General features: G+C 63.7%; 14 protein-coding genes. 6 read left to right on the top strand and 8 right to left on the bottom strand.

Annotation, left to right across the window (positions count from 1 at the left end):
* Positions 1 to 27: 27 nt before the first annotated feature.
* The gene (locus tag QZV93_RS14980; RefSeq protein ID WP_295559431.1) at positions 28 to 366 is read right to left on the bottom strand and encodes a septal ring lytic transglycosylase RlpA family protein; all 339 of its coding nucleotides are present in this window, start codon (positions 364 to 366) and stop codon (positions 28 to 30) included.
* Positions 367 to 387: 21 nt separating this feature from the next.
* On the opposite strand from QZV93_RS14980, the gene QZV93_RS14975 reads away from it, so the two are divergent.
* The 3 genes from QZV93_RS14975 (at position 388) to QZV93_RS14965 (ending at position 9671) form a co-directional block, all read left to right on the top strand.
* Positions 388 to 2850 carry a hypothetical protein gene (locus QZV93_RS14975; protein WP_295559430.1) on the top strand — a complete coding sequence of 821 codons (2463 nt, stop codon included), beginning with the start codon at positions 388 to 390 and terminating at the stop codon, positions 2848 to 2850.
* A 156-nt stretch (positions 2851 to 3006) separates the two neighbouring features.
* Positions 3007 to 6528: a CHAT domain-containing tetratricopeptide repeat protein gene (locus tag QZV93_RS14970; protein ID WP_295559429.1), complete on the top strand. Its 3522-nt coding sequence runs from the start codon at positions 3007 to 3009 to the stop codon at positions 6526 to 6528.
* Positions 6529 to 6737: 209 nt separating this feature from the next.
* Complete coding sequence (locus QZV93_RS14965) at positions 6738 to 9671, top strand: CHAT domain-containing protein (protein ID WP_295559428.1); 2934 nt, start codon at positions 6738 to 6740, stop codon at positions 9669 to 9671.
* 38 nt (positions 9672 to 9709) lie between these two features.
* On the opposite strand, the gene QZV93_RS14960 is transcribed toward QZV93_RS14965, so the two are convergent.
* The 5 genes from QZV93_RS14960 to QZV93_RS14940 all read right to left on the bottom strand — a co-directional run bounded on the left by QZV93_RS14960 (position 9710) and on the right by QZV93_RS14940 (position 16181).
* Positions 9710 to 13183: a DUF4062 domain-containing protein gene (locus QZV93_RS14960; protein ID WP_295559427.1), complete on the bottom strand. Its 3474-nt coding sequence runs from the start codon at positions 13181 to 13183 to the stop codon at positions 9710 to 9712.
* Between the two features lie 106 nt (positions 13184 to 13289).
* Positions 13290 to 14426, bottom strand: a complete 1137-nt coding sequence (locus QZV93_RS14955; RefSeq protein WP_295559426.1) for a paraquat-inducible protein A — start codon at positions 14424 to 14426, stop codon at positions 13290 to 13292.
* A 162-nt stretch (positions 14427 to 14588) separates the two neighbouring features.
* Entirely contained in the window at positions 14589 to 14930 is a 342-nt protein-coding gene (gene grxD, locus QZV93_RS14950; protein ID WP_295559425.1) for a Grx4 family monothiol glutaredoxin, read from the bottom strand.
* A gap of 114 nt (positions 14931 to 15044) precedes the next feature.
* Positions 15045 to 15281, bottom strand: coding sequence for a BolA family transcriptional regulator (locus QZV93_RS14945; RefSeq protein ID WP_295559424.1), 237 nt, complete (start codon positions 15279 to 15281; stop codon positions 15045 to 15047).
* Positions 15282 to 15398: 117 nt separating this feature from the next.
* Positions 15399 to 16181 (bottom strand): hypothetical protein, encoded by a 783-nt coding sequence (locus QZV93_RS14940; RefSeq protein ID WP_295559423.1) that lies wholly within the window; start codon positions 16179 to 16181, stop codon positions 15399 to 15401.
* Between the two features lie 246 nt (positions 16182 to 16427).
* Here QZV93_RS14940 and QZV93_RS14935 point away from each other — a divergent pair, with 246 nt between their 5' ends.
* From QZV93_RS14935 to QZV93_RS14925, 3 genes are all read left to right on the top strand, one after another.
* A complete protein-coding gene (locus tag QZV93_RS14935) occupies positions 16428 to 17855 on the top strand; it encodes an aldehyde dehydrogenase family protein (RefSeq protein WP_295559422.1) in 1428 nt (475 codons plus the stop codon).
* 145 nt (positions 17856 to 18000) lie between these two features.
* On the top strand, positions 18001 to 18474 hold the full coding sequence (locus QZV93_RS14930) for a VOC family protein (protein WP_295559421.1): 474 nt from the start codon (positions 18001 to 18003) through the stop codon (positions 18472 to 18474).
* A gap of 155 nt (positions 18475 to 18629) precedes the next feature.
* Positions 18630 to 19226: a cytochrome b/b6 domain-containing protein gene (locus tag QZV93_RS14925; protein ID WP_295559420.1), complete on the top strand. Its 597-nt coding sequence runs from the start codon at positions 18630 to 18632 to the stop codon at positions 19224 to 19226.
* 52 nt (positions 19227 to 19278) lie between these two features.
* Here the strand turns inward: QZV93_RS14925 and QZV93_RS14920 are convergent, their stop codons facing one another.
* The gene (locus QZV93_RS14920) at positions 19279 to 20604 is read right to left on the bottom strand and encodes a hypothetical protein (protein ID WP_295559419.1); all 1326 of its coding nucleotides are present in this window, start codon (positions 20602 to 20604) and stop codon (positions 19279 to 19281) included.
* Between the two features lie 17 nt (positions 20605 to 20621).
* On the bottom strand, positions 20622 to 21394 hold a 773-nt coding region (locus QZV93_RS14915; protein WP_295559418.1), incomplete at its 5' end, for an AIR synthase-related protein.

The following is a 21394-nucleotide window of genomic DNA, read 5'->3' as shown; positions in this document are numbered from 1 at the left end:
AGCGCGTCGCCAGAAGGGTCGCGCAGCCTAGCTCAATGGCCCGCTGATGACGGTGACCTTGAGCTTGGCAGTGCCGAATTTTTTGAACCCGAGCTGCTCGGCAGCCGCACGCGACACGTCGAGCAAGCGGCCCTTTTTGTAAGGTCCCGAGTTGTTGACGCGCACCAGCACCTGCCGGTTGGTCGTCGGATTGGCCAGGATGAGGATGGTGCCGTTCGGGTAGACCGGGCTCGCTGCGTTGTCGGGGAGATCCGGCCGAAATTCCTCTCCGGACGAGAGCGCGCCGCAGGGATTGTGCTTATCCACATTGCAGTCGTCGTAGTAGGACGCGACCACCACCTCCTCGTATCCGACCAGGGACTGCATCTCGGCAACCGTCTTCACACGGTGGCAGACGCCGTTGATGCAGTAGGTCTTGCCCGGCGTCTTCGCGAAAGCGCCCTGCGGAAGGGCCGTGAGGCCGGTGCTGGCTGTCGCCAGGGCCACCAGGACGACTGCAAAAACGCGCGTTGTTCTAAACCCCATTTCCACGGTCCCTCGGCTGTTGCCCCAGGGCGCACCAACTATCTGATTCCGAGCAAAAATGTGGCCGCTTCCCAGTCCCGAAAACGCACCTTGCCTGTCACCGGAAAGTCTCCGAATCGACGCGCGCGTTGCGAGGTGCCGCGCTATGGTCCGCTGAGTGCGAACGGCGAGGGGGCGACGAGTTCGATGAACGATGGTGCGGGAACGCCGAACGGCGACGAGACACGAAATCCCGTCCGTATCGCGCCTGACGCAGGGAGGACGGAAACCGCGGCACAGAGGGCGCACGGTCGCTCTAAGGCGGACTTCGAACCCCTCCTGACGGGAGAGATGAAGCTGCTCGAGGCCTGCCGGCTGGGGAAAGAGTGCCGGTTGTCCGCGCCAGCTTCGCGCATTGCGAGCTTCGACGCCATGGTCGCGGCGCCGGACTTCTTCGAGACTGCGGTTTTGCCGGCATTGAAATCCGACGGGTCGGCGCGCGGCACCCAGCCGCCGGACGAGTTTGTGTCGTCTTTCCTCGCCTTCGCCGAAAGCTTCCACGGTCCGGCGCATCCCGAAGACCGGGGAACGGCGTCGGAAGGGTTGAAGAAACTCTACGCGAATTTCAAAGACAAGTTCCGCGACGAGATGGCCGGATGGCGCGCGGTGGATGTCGACGATGCCGATATGAAAGTCCGCGGTGGCTTTGTCCGCTTCCTCGCCCTCGGTGGCGACGAGCAGCATCCCATCCATGAATTGGGCGTGCGCCTATTCGGGGCGCATGTTGTGCCGGACCAGGACGAGCAGACGGTCGCCATCGATTTGTCGGGATGCATCGTGACCACCCCGGTCCGATTGCAGGGCTGCCACGTCGCAGGCACCATCTCGATGAGCGGTGGCCACGCCCGCAGCTTCAGCCTGAACGGGACCAGGGTTCACGGCATTGACGGGCAGAGCGCCGAGGTGAAGGGCGACCTGAAGCTCGGCGAGGGCTTTCTCGCCGATGGCCCCATCCTCTTGGTGAGCGCACGCATCACGGGCAGCATGGACTGCTCGGGCGGCACGTTCCATTCCCTCGACGCCGATGCGGCGGACATCGGCAGCAATTTGCTCATCGGCGAGAATTTCGTCTCTTACGGCAGGGTGCGTCTTGGAGGGACGCGCGTGGCCGGAAGGGTCGCGATGCACGGCGGTTTCTATCGAGTGTTGGAGACCATCGAAGGTGACCGCGTGCACGCGCGGCCGCGAGCGAAGTTCGTGCTCGACTTCAGAAATCTGACGGCGCGCGAGATATTCCTGGGGCCGGATTTACCGACCTCCTCGAAGAGCGCGACGATCATCGGCTCGGTCAATCTGGTGGCGGCCCGCGTCCAGAGCTTCATCTTCGAGCCACGGTCCTTGCCGAAGATGTCCATCGTCACGCCGGATGGGAAACGGGATTGTACGGTCACTCTCGACGGTTTCCGCTATGAGCATCTCGGTGTGACGGCCGGCAACGACCTGCTGGAGTCGATGAAGAGCCTTCTTGATCAGCAGCCGAGCCGTCATCTTGACGTCGCGTTTCGCCCGCAGCCTTACGAGCAGCTCACCAACTGCCTGATCGATATGGGTCAGGAGAGGGATGCCAAGACCGTCGCCCAGTGGAAGGCGGATCGCGTCAGATGGCAGGAGTGGCTGCTCCTTGGCCGTGACTTTGTCACCCGCGCCTCACGTCCGCGCTTTGCAGGCGCAACGGCCGCGCCATGGCGCAAGAGTCTGGATCCGGTCCTCGGTGTCCTGGCTTGGCCCCTCACGGCGCTGCTGGCCGCGATTGTCTACGTGTTTGGTGCAGGGGTTACCGGCGTCAAATGGTTTGCCGTGAATTTATTCCTGGGCGCCGGCCATCGCCAATGGCCAACCTACGTGATGTTCTTCGCGCTATTGTTCGCGTGCGGCTACATCTACGAGCAGGCCAGCCACACGCCGGGCGCGTTCGTTCCGGTGGACAAGGACTTCACCCTCAATGCGCGCAAGGAGAGGACCGCGGCGGCCTGCGGCTCCACGGGCTCCGACAGCCCTGTCCACTGGACGCAATGCGCATCCAAGGTGCTGCCGGAGCTGCCCGAGTTCAGGCCGTATGTCTATTCGGCAGATCTCATGCTCCAGGTGGGTCCTTTCGGACAGAAACGGGCTTGGGAGCCCGCAACCGCAAGCGACAGGACGGTCCCGATCGATCTGCCGCTCTATGGAACTGTCGAAATCAAAGGGAGCACGCTGCACACTCTCGCGATTGCACAATCGTTGCTGGCGATCGTGCTCTACATTCTCCTCGCGAAGATGCTCACCACGCAGATCCGGGAGAAGTGACGAAAGTAATGAGGCCAGAGTTGTTCGTTTCGTAGGCAACGCGCAGCCATTGCGCATCTCCCGCTGGAAAGTCTCGGCTCCTGTCCCGTTCTCCCCTTGTCAGCGAAAACGCAGTGGGCGAACAATGAGCGGCAGGTCGAGCCGGCGGGGGCGAAGATGAAGCGTTTAAGTGCGGCGGTCGCGTGCGGTCTCGTGACACTGCTGGCCGTCGCGGCGCAGCCCGCTCGGGCCGAGCCTAACGAGCCTCCCGTGGATATCGAGGAGCTTGAGGTCGAACGCGATGACCTCGAAGCCCAATACTATTTCGAGGAGGCTCTGCCGATCGCCGAGCGGGTGCTGGCGCTGCGCGAGGCCGCCAATCCGGCAGAGCCAGCAGCGATCGCGGACGCCCTCGACAAGCTGGCGAGCATCAATGTCGACCTCGATCGTCTGGACATCGCCGAGAGCCAAGCGCGGCGGTCGCTCGACATCCGCCGCAAGGCGCTGGGGCCGGACCATCCCGACATCGCCAAGTCTCTGGAAGTCGTGGCACGAGCAGCCGGCGCTCTCGGTAAAAGGGCCGAGACCGAGCAGCTCTATCGGGAAGCCTTGCGCGTGCTGGCACCCCTCGGAGACAAGCGCGACAGCGTGAGATTGAACTTGTTTCTGGCCGACGACCTGACTGTAGAGGGTCGCTATGCAGATGCCGAGCCTCACATCCGCGCGGGGATCGAGATGGCGGCTCGCCTCGTTGCTGCCGGCAAGAGTTCCTTGGACGGACAGATCGCAGGTGGCTATCTGCGGGTCATTTCGAGGCGCCATAACGTCGCCGGCCGCTGCAAGGAGGCCGGAGCCGTCTTTCGGGCCGCGGCGGGCGCGGATTGGGATCATCACGAGATCGACCACGAGCCGATCAGGCCGATCGGCGACAACATGGACCAATGGAAGAACTTGAGAAGCATGCTCGACGTCGCGAGCGGACAGCGCGAGCGTCGCGAATACCTGCGCGCCATGGTGACAGCAAGGTCGGCTTTGGCAATCGCGATCAACCTGTACGGGCCCTGCGGCGCCAGCGAATTGCCGGTCCGCGCGAGAACGAGCATCGCCGAAGCCTATGATGGCCTCGGCGACTTTGCCGCTGCCGAGAAGCAGTATCTCGAGGTTCAGGACCTGATCGAGCAGGCGCAAGGCGCCGGCAGCCGCGCCATGCGCCGCTTCCTGCACGACCTATGGGAATTTTATAACCGGTGGAGACATCCGGCCGGAGACGCCGTGTACGACCGCTATCGGCAGCTCGACGCCGCGCTGACCACCGAGGCGCAGCGGATCGAAGATGCGCGGCTCACCCGCGATCTCGAAGAGGACAAGCAACACTTGCGAACAACGACCCTCGGCCAGTACGAGCGCGAGATGCGGGATCATGTGAAGAACGATGAGGTGTACCTCGCATCTCTTCTCGCTCAAGCCGAGTCGCTGCACCAGGACGAGGGGAGGCTGGAAGAAGCCGAGAAGTTCGGCCGCCGCATCCTGGAGCTGCGCGAAAAGACCGAGGATCCAACCTCTTCCCGCCTCGCGATAGCCCTGTCTTCGCTGTCCCGCACCCTCGTGCGCCAAGGCAAGAAAGCCGAGGCGCTCGAGCTCGAGCTTCGGGCATTGACGATCGACGAGGCGACGACCGACGAGCGCGACCTGGCCCTTGTGCTGGGCCGCTATCAAACGGCAGAGCTGCAGTTCGAAGTCGGAGACATTCCGGGCGCCTACGCCCTGTCGCAGAGAGCCGTCGACGCCGACATTGCCATCACGAAAAAGAACTGGTCCGGTGACACTCTCCGTCTTGGCGAGAGCAAGAGGCCGGTGGACACTCGGGCAGTCTACCTCCTGTCGCATGCCAAGATGGGGTGGAGGCTGGCCGAGGCAGCTCCTGACAAGAAGAGCGCGATTTCGGCGCGGCTGTTCGAAGTTGCGCAATGGGCAGCGGCATCGAAGACCTCCGAGGCCCTGGCGCAGATGGGCGTACGCATCGCCGCCGGCAATCCGGATCTGGCGAAGCTCGTGCGCGAGCGGCAGAATTTGCGCAACCGATGGCCCACCGTCCAGAGCGAGCTGGCGAGCCTGCTCGCCGTAGCGCCCGCGCAACGAAATGCCGACGCCATCGCGGCGCAGAAGCGCGAGATGGCAGAGATCGATGCGCATGTCTCGAGGATCGACGCCGATCTTGCGGCGGGCTTCTCGGGCTACGCAGCCCTCGTCAATTCGGATCCCCTCTCCATCGCCGACTTGCAAGCGACGCCGCTACCGGGAAAGCGCCCGCTCCTCGGCGACGACGAGGCGCTGATCGTCTTCACCGTGACGGGACGCATGGGCCTGAAGGAGCACGAGGTCTTGCCCGAGGAGACGCTCGTTTGGGTCGTCACTAGGACGGAGCAGCGCTGGATCCGCGCGCAGCTCGGCAAGGCAGCACTGATCGACAAGGTTGCCGCTTTCCGCTGTGGCCTCGATACGGCCAGCTGGAAGAAGGAGAGGCGCCGGAAATGCCGGGATCAGTTCGGCCTTCCGGATGGTCAGAGCGTCGATTTCAAGCGTCTGCCGTTCGACCTGAAGCTCGCCCACGAGCTCTATCGCGATCTGTTCGGCGGCATCGAGGACCTGGTCGCGGGCAAGCACCTTCTCATTGTGCCGTCGGGAGCCCTGACTCAGCTTCCGTTCCAGGCCCTCGTAACCAAGGAGCCCGAGGCGAAGCTCCTGAGCGCGGTCTCCGATCCGGCGAACATCGCCTGGCTCGCGCGCTTCAATGCCGTGACGATGCTGCCGTCCGTCGCCAGCTTGAAAGCGCTGCGGGGCCATGCCGCCCCGCCGCCGCGCGACCGCGCACCCTATGTCGCCTTCGCCAACCCCCTGCTCGATGGCAGCGAGAAATCGGAGGAGGACCAGGCCGCCAAGACCATCGCGGGGCTAATGACGGATTGCGCGTTTGTGGGAAAGGTCGCGCACCTCTTGCCAAAAGAGGACAACCTGATGGGCGTGGAGGCGGCCGACGAGCGGGCGGCAGGCCAGATCGACCTCGCCGAGCTGCGCCGTCTGAAGCCCGTGCCGCGCACCGGCAAGCTCGCCTGCGATGTGGCCAAGGCCGTCGGGGCGAAAGAGCGCGATATCTTCCTCGGCAAGCAGGCGACCGAGACCGAGATCAAGGCGATGAGCGCCAGCGGCGCGCTCGCCGGCTACGCCGTCGTCAATTTCGCCACCCATGGCGTCGTCGCGGGAGAGCTGGTGTCGGCGGTCGAGCCCGGCCTCGTGCTCAATCCACCGGATACGCCGAGCGAGGCCGACGACGGCTATCTCTCGGCCTCCGAGGTCGCCAAGCTGGATTTGAACGCGGACTGGGTGATCCTCTCCGCGTGCAACACGGCCGCCGCCGGAGCCGGCAGTGCGGAGGCGCTGTCGGGGCTCGCCAAAGCATTTTTCTACGCGGGCGCACGCTCGATCCTGGTCTCCCACTGGGCGGTTCGGGAAACCGCGGCCGTTGAATTGGTAGCGCCGGCCATGGCGGCCGCAGGTGCGGCGGCAAACCGAAACGCCGGCCGAGCCGAATCCATCCGGCAAGCGATGGCGGCTCTCGCGGAGTCGCCTGATCCGGAGAAAGCACATCCCGCCTATTGGGCACCGTTCGTCGTCGTCGGAGAAGGCGCGAGCGCCCAGTGAAGCCGGCTCGACGAGCCGAATAATCGCGCCATGCAAAAAATGCGATTGCGCAAGAGCCGGCGCTGCCTCAAGCTGAGAACGTCACTGGTCGGATCATTGCGAGACGCCAGCGTGGGATTTTCAAGAACAATTTCGACGCGACGCTTTTCAAAACAAAACTCGATCATTTCTGGAATGCGGGCGCGCTGCGGTAATGCGGGGAGCGTGACATGCGGGCCATCGGAGTTGCGGCCATCCTATTGGCCTTCATCGCTTCGGCTGCTGCTCAGGATCATGGGTCGGAGATCGCGCCCGAAACCGAGCACATCATTGATCTCAACGGGCAGTTGAACAGACTCGTCCAAGAGGGGCGATACGAGGATGCACAGCTCATCGCGGAGAAGGTCCGTGAGTTGCTGAGCGGCCTGCCGGAACAGCCGAACGACAAGCTCATCAATATGCTGCGCGGCAAATCGCTGTCTGAGCTTGCAAACATTTACCTGCGCCTCGGTCGGTTCGACGAAGCCGAAGCGTTGACCCGTGAGGCGTTGAAGTTCGACGAGCGCACCGGAAGATCGCTTTCGATCGACGCCGCCTCCGCCCGCATGTCGCTGGTCAGTCTATATCTCGAAACGGGTCGATCCGCAGAGGCGGAGGCCGTGATCAAAGAAGCGTTGACCATCTATCAGGACGCGGAAAAGAAATCTCAAATGGACTTAGGCGAATGGAAGGCCGCGGCGCTCAGTAATATGGGGGATGTCTACATCAAGCTCGGCCGCGAGCAGGAGGCCGTCCAGTACTTCAGCGAGGCGCTCGCGTTGGACAGGGCAGGCCTTGCAAAAGCGCAAAGTCCATCGAATTTCGTCAATTCCGCTGTCCGGCTTGCGAGCGTCCTGCATCGTCTGGGACGCACCGATGAAGCCATCCCCCTCCTTGCAGAGGCCGTGGCTCTCCACAAGACATTTCCCTATGCCTACGAAGCCGACCAGGTCCTGTTCTCGGCGGTGGCCATGGTCAATTTCGCCATTGGGAACTACAAGGAGGCGCAAACATTCGCCGAGCAGGCGATTGCGGTTTTGGAGGAGCGTTACGGGCCAAATCATCCGTATCTCACGCCCGTCCTTGGAACGCTCGGGCAGGCTTCTATTGCCCAGGGTCAGACGGATCTGGCGGAGCAGGCGCTCATGCGCGGCCTGGACATATTCGAAAGCCACGACGCCCAGCCCGATGCAGATCACAGCGAGTTGTCATCTGCGCTCGGGATGTTGCATCTCTCCCAAGCGCATTGGAAGGAAGCCGAGGCGCGTTTCGGCAAGGGCATCGAGATCTACGCCAAGGCCGTCGAGTACCGCAACACGCTTCTCAACAAATCGCTTCTAGGGCGCCGGCCTGAATTTTCCGAGCAAGTCTGGCAAGGCGCCGGCTATGCGAAGGCTGCCTACCGGATCGCGGAGGGCGAGCCGGCTCGCAAGTCCGAGATGGCAAAGCGGTCGTTCGAGAAAGTGCAGGTGGTTGCTCTGTCGAAGGCTGCTTCATCCGTGGTCGAGATGGCCGCGCGCAACGTGGTCGGCAATCCCGAGCTTTCCAAGAAGGTCCGCCGCCGTCAGGATCTCTGGAGTGCCTGGAGTGAGGCGGACAAGCGAATGTTTGAGCAGCGTGCGCTGCCCGACGAGCGCCGCGACCCGGAGCTCGAAGCCTCCCTTGCGCGGCGGCTCGGCGAGATCTCGCATGAGGTCGCCGGGATCGACGCCGAGCTGCTTGAGGAATTCCCTGACTTTGCAGCCTTCACCAGCGCCAAGCCGATGTCCGTCGACGGTGTCCAGCAGCAACTCCACGATAACGAAGTGCTGGTGCTTTTCCTCGACACCCAGAAGACGGAAACGACACCCGCGGAGACGTTCATCTGGGCGGTGCGAAAATCGGGAGAGCCGCGGTGGGTCCGTGTCGAGCTTGGCACGGACGCTCTCAATGACAGCGTCGCCGCCCTGCGCTGTGGTCTCGATCGCGGCGCGTGGCGGGGAAAGGGCGCGGAGCGCTGCAAGACCCTGCTGGGCCGCACCGATGCCATCGATCCCAAAGGCCACGAGCCGCTTCCATTCGACGTCTCCAAAGCCCACGAACTCTACGAGGCGTTGTTCGGCGGCTTGGCCGATGTCGTCGAGGGCAAGCATCTTCTGGTCGTCCCCTCGGGAGCCCTCACGCGGCTCCCCCTGGAGGCGCTCGTCACCGCGTCGCCCGCCCCGGGGCAGAAACTCCGCGACGTCGCATGGCTGGCCCGCAAGAACGCCGTCACTGTCCTGCCTTCCGTGGCGTCGTTGGGCGCGCTGCGCCACGGCGGCGCTAAATCGCAGGCGCAAAAGCCGACGATGATTGCTTTCGCCAATCCGACGCTCGATGGCAACGGCAAGGATCCCATCCTGAGCACCATCGCTCATTACCGCCAATCCTGCGACCTGCCACCGTCGAAGGAGGAAGCCCTTCTCGAAACCATTGCCGACTTTGCCACCGCCGGCGCCGAGGAAACCATCGAGCAGGTGAAGCAGTTCGCCCCGATTCCGCGCACCGCAACGCAAGTATGCGCCATCGCCAAGGACCCCGCGTTTGCGGGCAGTGTCGTCTACCTCGGCAGCGAGGCCACGGAAGGCCATCTTCACAAGCTCAACGGTGACAACGAGCTGGCGAAGTACAGCATCGTCCAGTTCGCGACGCATGGCGTGATGGCCGGCCAGGTGCGCGGCGTTGACGAGCCGGGTCTGATCCTGACGCCCTCCGACAACCCGAGCGCGGCCGATGCAAGCGACGATGGATATCTCACGGCCTCGGAGGTGACCGAGCTCAAGCTCGATGCCGACTGGGTGATCCTCTCCGCATGCAATACGGCCGCGGGAGGAGAGAAGGGCGGCGAAGCGCTCTCCGGTCTCGCGCGCGCGTTTCTCTATGCTCAGGCCCGCGCGCTCCTGGTCTCACACTGGTCGGTGTATGAGCGCGCCGCGGTGAAGCTCGTCACCGGCGCCGTGCACCATCAAAACGCGGATGGCGCAGGCCGCTCCGAAGCCATGCGCCGCGCCATGGTCGATATCCTCGATCAAGGCACCGAGGCAGAGACCCACCCCGCTTTCTGGGCCCCGTTCGTGGTCGTCGGAGAAGGCGCGGGCACCCGGTAGAGCAAGGGACAGCGTGCGGCGGCCGTGGAACCCGCACGCTAGCCGAGGAAGGACTGCAGAAGTTCGCGCACGCGGACTTGAACATCGGGGCTCGCAAGCGCGGCGGCGAGCGCAGCGATGACAGCCAGCAACGCGATCCAACGTTTTCCCCCGCCGTAGCGCTTCGTCGGGGCCGCACCAATCGCGGCGAGCGCGACGGGAGAGGTGTTCGCGGACGGCTCGCGGGCCACCGGCGGCAATTCCTTGGAACCGGAAGGAGAGTCGAGCCACGAAGGCAGCTGCGGGCTTATTGTCGTGATCCCGTTTTCTTCGGCCGCCTTTTTTGCCTTCTCTGCGCGCCGCGTCTCGATGAAGCGCTCGATCTCGGGTTCGAAATCGAATGGCGACACCTTCGCGGGATCGAATGGCAGCAATGGAGGTTCAGGCTCGCCGAGCGCAGCAAGCACCTTGCGGCACTTTTCGAGCTCCCAGTGATCGTGATAGGGCGGGCCTTCCCCCCAGGCTTCCGTGTAACCCGCGATCGCATGCCCGCGGGCTTTCACCGGATCTCCCAGCGAAAGCCAAAGCACTGCCAGGGGGACGTGCACCGCATTTTTGCTGCGGTCGCCCTTGACCGCAACGCGCATCGCTTCGTCCCGCCGTCCCAGGGCAACCAGAGAAACGGCGCGAAACACTTCGAAACGCAGGAGGCGAGGGGATCCGGCTTCGTTCTCCAGTGCGATCAGATCGCCGAATGCATCGAGCGCGTCGTCGTGGCGGTTGTTCGTCTGGTGCCAATCGGCGATCGTGAACAAGACGGTGCGCTCGTAGTATCGTTGACCGAGTTCGCGTGTCCGCGCCAAAATCCCAGCAGCAGACTCCTGCGTTATTCGGCCCGAATGAAAAGCGTGGCGGAGGTCGTACGCGATAATTTGAGCTTCGCGTTCGGCGTCCTTGACGTCGCTGTTATCGCGCAAGGGTGCGAGAATTGTTTCAGCCTCATCCAGGCGCCCGGCCGAGGTCTGAACGAAAGCGTGACTGGCTCTCTGCCTGAGCAACTCGGTCTTGTCGTCCTCTGTATCCGCCAGCCGAAGCGCAAGTTTGAAGAGCCGATCCGCGGACGCCCGTTGGTCGAGCTGCCAAAGGGTGGTCGCCAAGGAGCCCAGTGTGGTCGCCTGCGGGGTACCTTTCTCGACCTGCTTTTTGACCAGGCCCGTGTAGAGAGCGAGCGCCTGCCTCTTTTTTCCGACGTAGGCCAAAGCCAGCGCGGCAAGATTGACGGCCTCATCCTCGTGATCCCGCGTCAGACCGAGTGGCCCCTGTTCCCAGCCGCGCGGAAAGCAAGGCTGCATCAGCTCCAGCAGCTCGTGGCCATGAACGAGACGAATGAGGGCATCGTCCAATTCGCTGCCGCGAAGCAGGTCCCACGCCTCATCGACTTTGCCGGCGGCATTGAGCGCTTCGACCCGGGAAATGCCAAGGGCCAGATCGTCGAGCGTCCGCGCTTCGGCAAACGGCTTGATCGCGCGCGATGACAATGCATCGGAGACGCGGCTGCCGGTGTCGCTCCGCACGTCGGGAGTCAGTCCGAGCAACGCCGTATGGCGAATGGCCGGGTGCATGTCGAGCGTGCTCGTATCGGCGTCGTAGCGCAAAAGTCCGCGCGCCTCGAGTTCTGGAAGTGTGCGCACGAGCCAAGCGTCGGCTGCGGCAATATCCGGCTCTAAAGCCACCCGCGCGGCCAGATAGAAGTCATGGGCCTGTTTGCGCTCCGCAAAATTCCGCTCGTGCAGAGTGTTGAGAGCGTCCTGCGCTGCTGCACGGGCCTTCGCAGTGACTGCGGCGCTCCATGCCAAGTAAGCCTTGTCGATCTCGTGATCCTTGGTTCGAAAGTAGAGATCGTCGTTGCTCCATATCTCCGGCGGATCGACCTTCTTCGGCTCGATCGGCCGCATGGGATTGAGCAGTGCGAGCACATCGTGTGTGAGCGCGACGTTCGCCATCGCCAAGCTGGCGAGCAGCAACCGTGCCGCGTCGTCCAGATCCTCGAACGCGCGCGCCAGAATGTGGTTCTGGCGCCCGCGCAGGTCTTTCACGAGGAGATCTGGATCCGCGCCGCCGCGTGGATCCTCCACCCAGCTGTCGAAATCGCCGCGGGCCTTGACGTAGGTCATCACCTGCCCGGCGACGACGCCGACCGATAGCGGATGGCCGCCGATCTTGTCCTGCAGGAAACGGCGCATGCGCCAGCTGTCGCCACGCACGCCGGCTGTGACCAGCACCTGCTCGGCGTCCTCGGACGCAAGGCCTTCGAGGGCGACGTGCTGAACGCCGCGGATCGGCAGGTGCGCGTCGTTCGTGAGCGCGGTTGGTGTAAGACGGCTCGAAGCCAACAACTTCCCGCAGGCGGACTGTGCGAGCATTGCCAGAACTTCGTCGTCCTCCGGGCGGAAGCAGCTCCGAGGTTCGCGGTCGAGCCCCATGCCGTCGCGGGCAACGGCTGCCTCCTCGTCGGTCATGTGCTCCTTGCCGGCGCGGTTGTAGGCAACCAGCACGCGCTCCAGGCCGTCGAGCATGAGCAGCCACGGCCGAGCATCGAGTTCGCGGCGCAATTCGGTGCCGAGGTCGATGGTACGCCGCTGTCGAAACGCGCTCGGCGGCTGCTCGCGGATATAGGCGAGTGCATGGACGCAGAAATCGTTGAGGTCTGCGCCTTGCTCGTAGAAACTGTACCAGAGTAGCCCGGCCCAATCGCCGCGCACGCTGGTGCTGCGCGTTCGGACCCAGTGCCACGTGAGCAGGCTCTTGCCCATGCCGCCGATGGCCTGGAACAGGAGCATGGCATCCGGGCCAGTGCTCCATGTATCGATCAGCGCGAGTTCGGCTGCGCGGCCGGCAAAGCCCTGTTTCTCGATATAGGGCTTGCGCACGTAGTGGAACGCAGGCGGCGCAGTCGGTATGTCGTCGTCGGGGCCGGGCGGCTGACGGTTAGCGGGTTGGCCGGCGCCGCCCTCTGCATCTCGGAGCAGATGACAGAGGGCGCCCATGGATCGCTCCGCTTGCGCCTTCAAGTGGTCCTTTGAGTTGAACTCCGCAGTGATCCGATCGGCTTTGGCGGCCTTGATGAAGGCAACCCGCCTGTCGTGGCTATCGCTGCCCTCGGCGATGCTCCGGTCGAGGTCTGCCCGCGTCAGCGGATGATTGGCGCCCATGATGAACATGCAGCGCGGCAATCCGCGCTCGACGGCACGGCGGAATTCGAGCTCGCTCAACGAGAGATTATCGGGATTACGGACTGGGCAGACGGGCCGCTGACCGTAGCGGGACCCGATGAGCCCGATATACACGTCGGCGGCATCGACCTTGTCCAGAGAGGCCTTGATGAGATCGGAGTCCGGCAGCGCGGCATCGAATTCCTGCGCGAGCGGCGTGAGCTGCAGGCCGTTCATGACATTGAGCACGGCCTCGCGATGCTCCACGAGGTCGAAGAACGTGCTCGACAGCATCACGTCGATGCGACGTTTGCCCCCCATATCGGCCGCCCCCGGCTGGATGCCCAGCACGAAGAATACACAGCCCGTAATCGCTGGCAAATCATACGTGAGGAAAGCGCATTGCCCCCGAACCTGGAGCGACGGCTCAGGCGGGGCGGTGGCGGCGCCCCGGGTTCGTCGGCAGCGTCACGACCTGCGAGCCCTCGTCGACATCCGCGAGACGCTCGGTCAGCCGCACTCTTTTGCGGGGCGGGGGAGGCGATGGCTCCGGTCCGGCATCCGCCGGCGCGCGCCGCGCCACCGGAACGGTGTTCGCCCATCCGTAGGCCAGCATGGTGATGATCGCCGACGCGGCAAAGAAATAGACGCCCGGCAGCACGGTCGCTTCGGTGTAGCCCGACGAGTTGACGTAGAAGATCATCAGCGCCAGCACCATGACGTCGGTCATCGAGTAGCGGCCGAGCCATTCCATGGTCGCGATCGACTTCTTGCGGAACTCGGGCGGGATGTCCGGCGAGGTGACGAGCGTCAGCAGGTAGAAGAGCTTGAGGAACGGAAAGAAGATCGAGAACAGGAACAGCACCACCGTCAGGAAGTACTCCTGGTTCTCGAACAGCGCCCAGATGATGGTCGCGATGGAATGCTCGTTCGTCCACACATAGATGGTGGTGAAGCGGATCACCGGCAGAATGATGCCGAGCGCGAAAAACACCGTTGCCACGATGATGAGGAAGGAGAGCACGAAGTTGCGGTAGGGCGAAATCTGCCGCGCGACGAACGTCTGCGTCGAAGGCTCTTCGGGCGAGCGCGCCGCCAGCCCTTCAGTCCTGAGCCAGGCATAGGAGAGGATCATCAGCACCACGGCGGCGGTAAAATAGTAGACGCCGGAGAGGCTCGAAGCGTCGTAGACGCCCTGCGCCTTGATGAAGAAGATGGTGAGCGACAGCACCAGCACGTCGTGCATCGACCACTTGCCGAGCCATTCGAGCGCCTTGAGGCGGCGGTTCTGGCGCGTGAGCTCGACGGCCGGCAGCGTCGATACGAGAAGCAGGTAGAGGAGCTTCAGGACCGGCAGCACGATCGAGAACACCAGCACCGTGAGGCCGAGAAAGGTCTGCCCGTCGCGGATCAGCACCTCGACGGTCGACAGCAGCGAGTGCTCCGTGCTCCAGAAGACATATTTGGTCAGGCGGATGATCGGCAGCGAGATGCCGAGCGCAAGACAGACGGCGGCGCCGATGATCGCCAGGCTCAACAGGAACCGTCGGCCGCCCAAACGCATCGATCCGCCCAACGCCCTATCCGAAGACCCTTTGATCCGCACGTGAGTAGATGGGGCCCCGGCGGCAAAACTTTGTCAACGGATCGGTAATGCGTCAGCCAATCGGCCGGGCAGGGCGCAGATCCGGCTTTCGGCCGGCTGCCGGCGTGCCGCGCACCGTGCCTAGCCGTGGTTGGTATGCGGGATGCCCTTCTCGTGGATCAGGTGATGCAACTCGCCGGCCTGGAACATCTCGCGCACGATATCGGCGCCGCCGATGAACTCGCCCTTGACATAGAGCTGGGGGATTGTCGGCCAGTTGGTATAGCTCTTGATGCCCTCGCGAATGTTCTGGTCGTCGAGCACGTTGACGTCCTTGTAGGGAACGCCCAGGTGATTGAGGATCTGCGCCACCTGCGCCGAGAATCCGCACTGCGGAAACTTCGCCGTTCCCTTCATGAATAGCACTACGTCGTTGCTATCGATGGTCTTTTTGATGGCCTCGTGCACGGCGGCTTCGGTCATGGTCGAACCTTCCTGATGTCAATCGGCCGGCGGGCGCCGGCGGGAATTCGTGCCGTAGATGTGGCGTACGGCCCGCTGTTGTCAATCGGCCCCGGGTGCGGACCGGGCAAAGGCCTAGTCGGGCGGCGTCGCGGTCGTAAGGGCCAGGGCATGCAGCACCCCCCCCATACGGCCGCCGAGCGCCTCGTAGACCATCTGGTGCTGCTGCACCCGCGTTTTTCCCTTGAACGCCCGGCTCTCGACCCGAGCCGCGTAGTGGTCGCCATCCCCTGCCAGATCCTGGATCTGGATCTTGGCATCGGGAAACTGCGCCTTGATCAACCGCTCGATTTCGGTCGGATCCATGGGCATAGAGCGCGCTCCTTCAAAAAACGTGAGGCCGCCCGGGAGGGGCGGCCTCGGCAAGTCTATACGGAGCGATCCGAGGGGGAAAGGCTGCGGCGGACTGCCGCCCGGCCTCGTCCGGGATCAGTGGTGAGGGCAGGTGGAGATCGGCAGATCCAGGTTGATGCTGCCCGTCTCGATGAGGTGGGGCGCGATACGGTTGAGCACCGCGATCTCGGATTCCCCGTTCACCCGGGCAAGCGAAAGCTCGATCTCCGCGTTCCGCGCCGCCGAGAATGCGATGGCCTGCTGGCGAGCGGCGCGCTGCATGCTGGCGGCGATCTCGAGGTTGCGGGCCTCGGCGAAGAGCTGCGTGCGCGCCCCGTCGTAAGCGGCAATCGAGCGCTCGATCTCGGTGTTGCGCTCGGTGGTGAAGCGAGCGAGGCGGGCCGTCTCCGCCCGCGCCATGGAGATCTCGATCTCCTGGTTGCGGGCCGCAATTGCCAGCGTCTCCCGGGCGCGGTTGGTGGCCGCGATCGAGCGGTCGATCTCCCCGTTGCGGGCCGCGATGAAGACGGCCTTGCGAATACCCTCGAGCGCCGCGATGGCGATCTTGCGCTCGGCAGCGCGGGCTTCCGCGATCAGGGCCGGGCGAGCGTAGGAGGAAGCGGCAAGCGAGATCTCGATCTCCCGGTTGCGCTGAGCGGTGAACTCACGCTCGCGGATGAGCTCCGTGCGGCGCATGGAGCGCTCGATCTCGGCGTTGCGCTCGGCGGTGAAAAGCGCCGTCTTGATGGCGCCGTTGATCTTGAGTTCCGACCACGACGTTGTCGCGAGGTGGGCTTGCGGGGCGGTGAGGGGGTGTTGGTCGAGAGAGAGCGGGATGAGGGTCGCGGTCAGCAACCCTGCGATTGCAGCTTTACGCATGGACTGAAGCTCCGAGGAAATTTGCCTGGGAGCAGTGTCCGCCAATTCATTTAAACTTTTATCTATTTGTCCGTCGTCTTTGATTCACAATTCAAAAATTGTCGGGAAAAAATTCAAGAAACTAGCGTTACTTTTTTCTTTCTCGAATTCAAGACACCCGCATCCGCGGCCCTGCGAGGGCTGGCCTCGCGTGCCGCGACGTGCCAAGAGAGCCCCGCAACTTTGAGGCATACGGAACCGAGCGACATGCTGGAGCGGACGAAATTCTACATCGGCGGCGCATGGGTCGAGCCCATCGGCGGGCACACGATACCCGTGGTCAACCCGGCCACCGAGGAAGCGCTCTACAACCTTGCCGTGGGCAGCGCCGCTGATGTTGACCGCGCCGTCGCGGCAGCTCGCGCCGCCTGGCCGTCCTTCGCCGCAACGTCGCGCGAAGAGCGGATCGCTTTGCTCGCGCGCATCATGGAGATCTACGCCAAGCGCATGAAAGACGTCGGCGCCGCTATCTCCGACGAGATGGGGGCACCTCTCGGCATGGCAGAGCGTGTTCACGCCGGAGCCGGATTGAGCCACTTCATGACCACGCAGGAAGCGCTCAAGGCCTATGTCTTCGAAGAGCGCATCGGGCAGGCGATGGTGGTGCGCGAGCCGATTGGCGTCGTAGGCCAGATCACGCCCTGGAACTGGCCCATGAACCAGATCGCATGCAAGGTGGCACCGGCCCTCGCCGCGGGCTGCACCATGGTGCTGAAGCCGTCGGAGTATACGCCGACCAGCGCGCTGATCCTGGCCGAGGTGCTGCACGAAGCGGGCGTGCCGCCGGGCGTCTTTAATCTCGTCAATGGCCTCGGACCCGAGGTCGGCGCGGCCATGAGCGCGCACCCCGGGCTCGATATGATTTCGTTCACGGGCTCGACGCGTGCTGGCATCGACGTCGCGATCCGCGCCGCGCCGACCGTGAAGCGCGTGACGCAGGAGCTGGGCGGCAAGTCCGCAAACATCATCCTGGAGGACGCGGACTTCGAGAAGGCCGTCGCCGGCGGCACCCGCCATTGCTTCAACAACTCCGGGCAGTCCTGCAATGCTCCGACCCGCATGCTGGTGCCGGAAGGCCGCATGACGGAAGCGGCCGAGATCGCGGCCGCCGTCGCCGACGGTCTGCGCGTCGGCGATCCGCGCGAGAAGGGGATCGATCTCGGCCCCGTGGTCAATCGCATTCAGTGGGACAAGATCCAGCGTCTGATCGAGACCGGCGCAGCCGAAGGCGCGAGGCTCGCCGCCGGTGGACCTGGCCGCCCGCAAGGCTTGAACAAGGGTTTCTACGTGCGCCCGACTGTGTTCGCCGACGTGGCGCCCGATATGACGATCGCGCGCGAAGAAATCTTCGGCCCCGTGCTCTCGATCCTGCCCTACAAGGACGAGGACGACGCCGTCCGCATCGCCAACGACACCCCTTATGGCCTGGCGGGCTACGTCTCCGCGGGCAATGAGGACCGCGCGCGCGCCGTGGCACGCCGCATCCGCGCCGGCAACGTCAATCTCAACGGCGTCATGAACGACCGGCGCGCGCCCTTCGGCGGCTTCAAGCAATCCGGCAACGGCCGCGAGTGGGGCCGCTACGGCCTCGAGGAATACCTGGAGGTCAAGGCCATCGGCGGCTGGGGCGAGTAAATAGTTCTCGCCGCAACGAGATTTCGCGAGGCGATTGAAGGATCGGCGTCTCTTCCAAAAAAAATAGCCAGGATGTCGGATCCGCGGACCCTGGTTCGTCCTTGAGCAGACAGCATCGACCGCTCGAAAAGGGAAAGGACACGCAATGGCCAAGAACACGATTTGCATCTGGTACGACAAGGATGCCCAAGCGGCGGCCCGCTTCTACGCCGAGACCTTTCCCGACAGCGCAGTCACCGCCGTCCACCGCGCCCCGGGTGATTACCCATCCGGCAAGGAAGGCGACGTGTTGACGGTTCTGTTCACGGTCGCCGGTGTGCCCTGTCTCGGCCTCAACGGCGGTCCCGCGTTCAAGCACAACGAAGCCTTCTCGTTCCAGATCGCGACCGACGATCAGGAGGAAACCGACCGCTATTGGAACGCCATCGTCGACAATGGCGGCCAGGAGAGTGCGTGCGGCTGGTGCAAGGACAAGTGGGGCGTGTCCTGGCAGATCACGCCGCGCGTGCTGACGGAAGCCCTGGCGGTGGGTGGCGACGAAGCCAAGCGCGCGTTCGCCGCGATGATGACGATGACAAAGATCGATGTCGCCGCGATCGAGGCCGCGCGCCGCGGGTGACGTTCCCCGACGTCGCCGACGGATCGGGTGCGTGGGATCGCGCGGCCGCGAAGACGCTCATTGTTGATCTGCGTCAGGGGCGCCGCGTTTTGTCAGGCATGGTTCAGGTTGAAGCTCCAGGTCGGACGCCGAGCGTTCGAAACTGGAGGCCAACGATGAACACCCACGTCCCACCACCGTCCGCTAGGAAACCGGAGCAGGCCGGCGGCACCGCCGCCGCGACTGTGAAAGTCTGGGACCTTTTCACGCGCATCTTTCACTGGGGCCTGGTCGCGAGTTTCGCGATCGCCTACCTCAGCGCGGAGGAGATCGAAACGCTCCATGTCTGGGCTGGCTACGCTGCAGCCGCCCTTATTGCTTGGCGTCTCGTGTGGGGCGTGCTCGGTCCGGGCTACGCGCGTTTCGCGCAGTTCGTGAAGCCTCCCGCAGCGGTTCTCCGGTACCTCGGCGTCGTCGCAACGGGACACGAGCCCCGTTACATCGGTCACAATCCCGCGGGCGGGGCCATGGTGGTGGCACTTCTCGCCATGCTCGCCGGCTTGAGTGCCACCGGGATCATGATGACTACATCCACCTTCGAGCATTCGAAAGCCTTGGAGGAGATCCACGAGGTGATGGCCAACGTCACGCTCGGCCTCGTCGCGCTGCACGTCGCGGGAGTTGCATTGGCGAGCGTCCGGCATCACGAGAACCTCGTGCGCGCCATGATCACCGGCCGCAAACGCCCGCCCACCGGCAACGATGTCGCGTGAAGCAGCGTCGGCGTCCGCCTCGACAAATGGGTCGGAGTGTTGCGTTGACCGACTACGCCCTGGGCAAGGCGCTGAACTCTTGTCTCAGGGTGCCTTGCAGGGCGATCAGGCTTTCCTTGCCGGTCATGATGGCGAACCTTTCGGCCGACTGGAGAAGGTCAAAAGCGGCTTCGACATTCTTTGCCTCGGAGGACCTGGATGCGCTGATCTTGGCATAAATCGTCAGGCACCACGCGATAGTGCCGAGCATTCCGAGATTGAATGAAGAAAATATCACCTCCCTCACATCCGCGAGATACCTATTGCAGCCCTCCTCGTTGAGGGGATCGATAACCGCGTCCATGTGATCGAGCCACGTCCGCAATACGGCGTAGGAGCGCTGTGTGAAAAACTTGAACTCGATCGCGCATGCTGGCGGAACGAACAGGCAGTTGCTGTAGTCCGACGGAGACTGCGCTTCTGGCAAGGACCCATTCAGATACTGGCCAAGGTCGCCAGGATCCAAAATGCGATAGGGAAATTCGAGTGGCTCGACGTTCGTGGAGAACGATTGTCGGTTAAAGCGTTGGATGATTTCGTTGCGCACGGTTGAGCTCAGGCGTGTTTCTCCTGGAGCGTCGGAGAAAAACTGCTCGCCGCTAAAGATGTGCGGAAAATCCGCAAGTGCCTCTTGGAGGCTCGGGACCGCCGCGCGGTTCATGCCGCAGTTTATGACGATTGAGGCCTGTTGCTTGCCCGCGTCACGCAGGCGGTCCACTTCGTACAGGGTTCCCGGCGAGAGCTGCTCGACGTGCAGCACCACGCAGTGGCTCCGCCCTATCAGCTCCGTCGCTATCGGCTTCCAGTTGAAATCGCTGACCCTGATGGCAGGAATCGTTTGGTCCGGCTGAAATGCGAGAGAGATGTCTTTGGTGTGCTTGATGGTTACAAAGTTGATGCGTTCTCTGAGCTCGGATAGTGCGAAAGAGACCCCCTGCGAGGAGCCTCCGACATTGACATTGGCGAACGCCACCCCCCAGCCGTCGGCCGGGTCGGGTTGTTGAATGCCGAAGGCCACGAGAGAGAAATCGCGCAAATACAAGCAAAATGGCTGGTTGCGGGAGTTGGCGTGCGTGACGGCCGCGCTGTGCGCGCTCCACTCCTTGTGCATGTATTGCGAAACACTCGACAGCAACTTGCTGCATTCGGCGAAATCCCACGGACGGGTTTCGGTCATGAGGTGATGCAAGTGAAACTTGATGGCCTGCAGGTGCGGATTGAGGTATCGGCGAGCGTTCTCCGACGCCCTAAAAAAATCGGGCGGCAGGATGACTTCTCTTATGCTGTCTTCAAAACGGGCGAGATAAGAGAGTTTTTCCTTGAGTTCGGTTTCGTCCATTGCCCGCGCCGCTGGGTCTAAAGCTCGCCCGCCATGTATTTCGGCAGCCAGCTCTCGCTGATCGCCGCCAGCTCTGAGAGGGCCAGCGGTTCCTCGCCCTTGAGCACGATGGCCTCGCCCCCCGTACGCCCGACGATGCGCGCGGGCAGTGCCAGCAGGCGCGCCCGCTCGACGACCTCCTCCGCGCGTTCCGGATCGACGGCGAGCACGTAGCGCCCCTGATCCTCGCCGAACCAGATCGAATGCGCGGGCAGCTTGCCCTCGTAGGCGAACAGCTCCGCGCCGATCCCGCTGCCCTTCTCGCCGGATGCCAAGGCCATCTCGGCGATGGCCACCAGCAGGCCGCCGTCCGAGATGTCATGCACCGCCGAGACCTTGTCTTCCCGAATGAGCGCCCGCACGAGCCGCCCGGCCTTGATCTCGTCGGCGAGATCGACTGGCGGCGGCGCCCCTTCGAGCGCGCCGCAGATGATCTGCTGATAGAGCGACTGCCCGAGCCAGCCCTGCTCGCGCCCCAGCACGACCAGAAGCTCCCCTTCGCGCTTGAGCCGGATGTCGGCCACATGCGCGGTATCGGGGATGAGGCCCACGCCGCCGATGGCGGGTGTCGGCGGAATGCCGACGCCGTTGGTCTCGTTGTAGAGCGAGACGTTGCCCGACACGACCGGGTAGTCGAGCACCCGGCAGGCTTCGCCCATGCCTTTCACGGAGGCCACGAACTGCCCCATGATCTCGGGCCGCTCCGGATTGCCGAAGTTCATGTTGTCGGTGATGGCGATCGGATCGGCGC

The sequence above is a fragment of the uncultured Hyphomicrobium sp. genome (assembly GCF_902826555.1).
GTDB lineage: Bacteria > Pseudomonadota > Alphaproteobacteria > Rhizobiales > Hyphomicrobiaceae > Hyphomicrobium_C.
Note: the sequence above shows the minus strand (reverse complement) of the source record. Positions and strands in the feature narration are given on the sequence as shown.

Coding starts and splice junctions, on each gene's coding strand:
- QZV93_RS14980 (WP_295559431.1), bottom strand. CDS start 366: ATGCAGTCCCTGGTCGGATACGAGGAGGTGGTGGTCGCGTCCTACTAC.
- QZV93_RS14970 (WP_295559429.1), top strand. CDS start 3,007: ATGAAGCGTTTAAGTGCGGCGGTCGCGTGCGGTCTCGTGACACTGCTG.
- QZV93_RS14965 (WP_295559428.1), top strand. CDS start 6,738: ATGCGGGCCATCGGAGTTGCGGCCATCCTATTGGCCTTCATCGCTTCG.
- QZV93_RS14960 (WP_295559427.1), bottom strand. CDS start 13,183: ATGGGGGGCAAACGTCGCATCGACGTGATGCTGTCGAGCACGTTCTTC.
- QZV93_RS14955 (WP_295559426.1), bottom strand. CDS start 14,426: ATGCGTTTGGGCGGCCGACGGTTCCTGTTGAGCCTGGCGATCATCGGC.
- grxD (WP_295559425.1), bottom strand. CDS start 14,930: ATGACCGAAGCCGCCGTGCACGAGGCCATCAAAAAGACCATCGATAGC.
- QZV93_RS14945 (WP_295559424.1), bottom strand. CDS start 15,281: ATGCCCATGGATCCGACCGAAATCGAGCGGTTGATCAAGGCGCAGTTT.
- QZV93_RS14940 (WP_295559423.1), bottom strand. CDS start 16,181: ATGCGTAAAGCTGCAATCGCAGGGTTGCTGACCGCGACCCTCATCCCG.
- QZV93_RS14935 (WP_295559422.1), top strand. CDS start 16,428: ATGCTGGAGCGGACGAAATTCTACATCGGCGGCGCATGGGTCGAGCCC.
- QZV93_RS14930 (WP_295559421.1), top strand. CDS start 18,001: ATGGCCAAGAACACGATTTGCATCTGGTACGACAAGGATGCCCAAGCG.
- QZV93_RS14925 (WP_295559420.1), top strand. CDS start 18,630: ATGAACACCCACGTCCCACCACCGTCCGCTAGGAAACCGGAGCAGGCC.
- QZV93_RS14920 (WP_295559419.1), bottom strand. CDS start 20,604: ATGGACGAAACCGAACTCAAGGAAAAACTCTCTTATCTCGCCCGTTTT.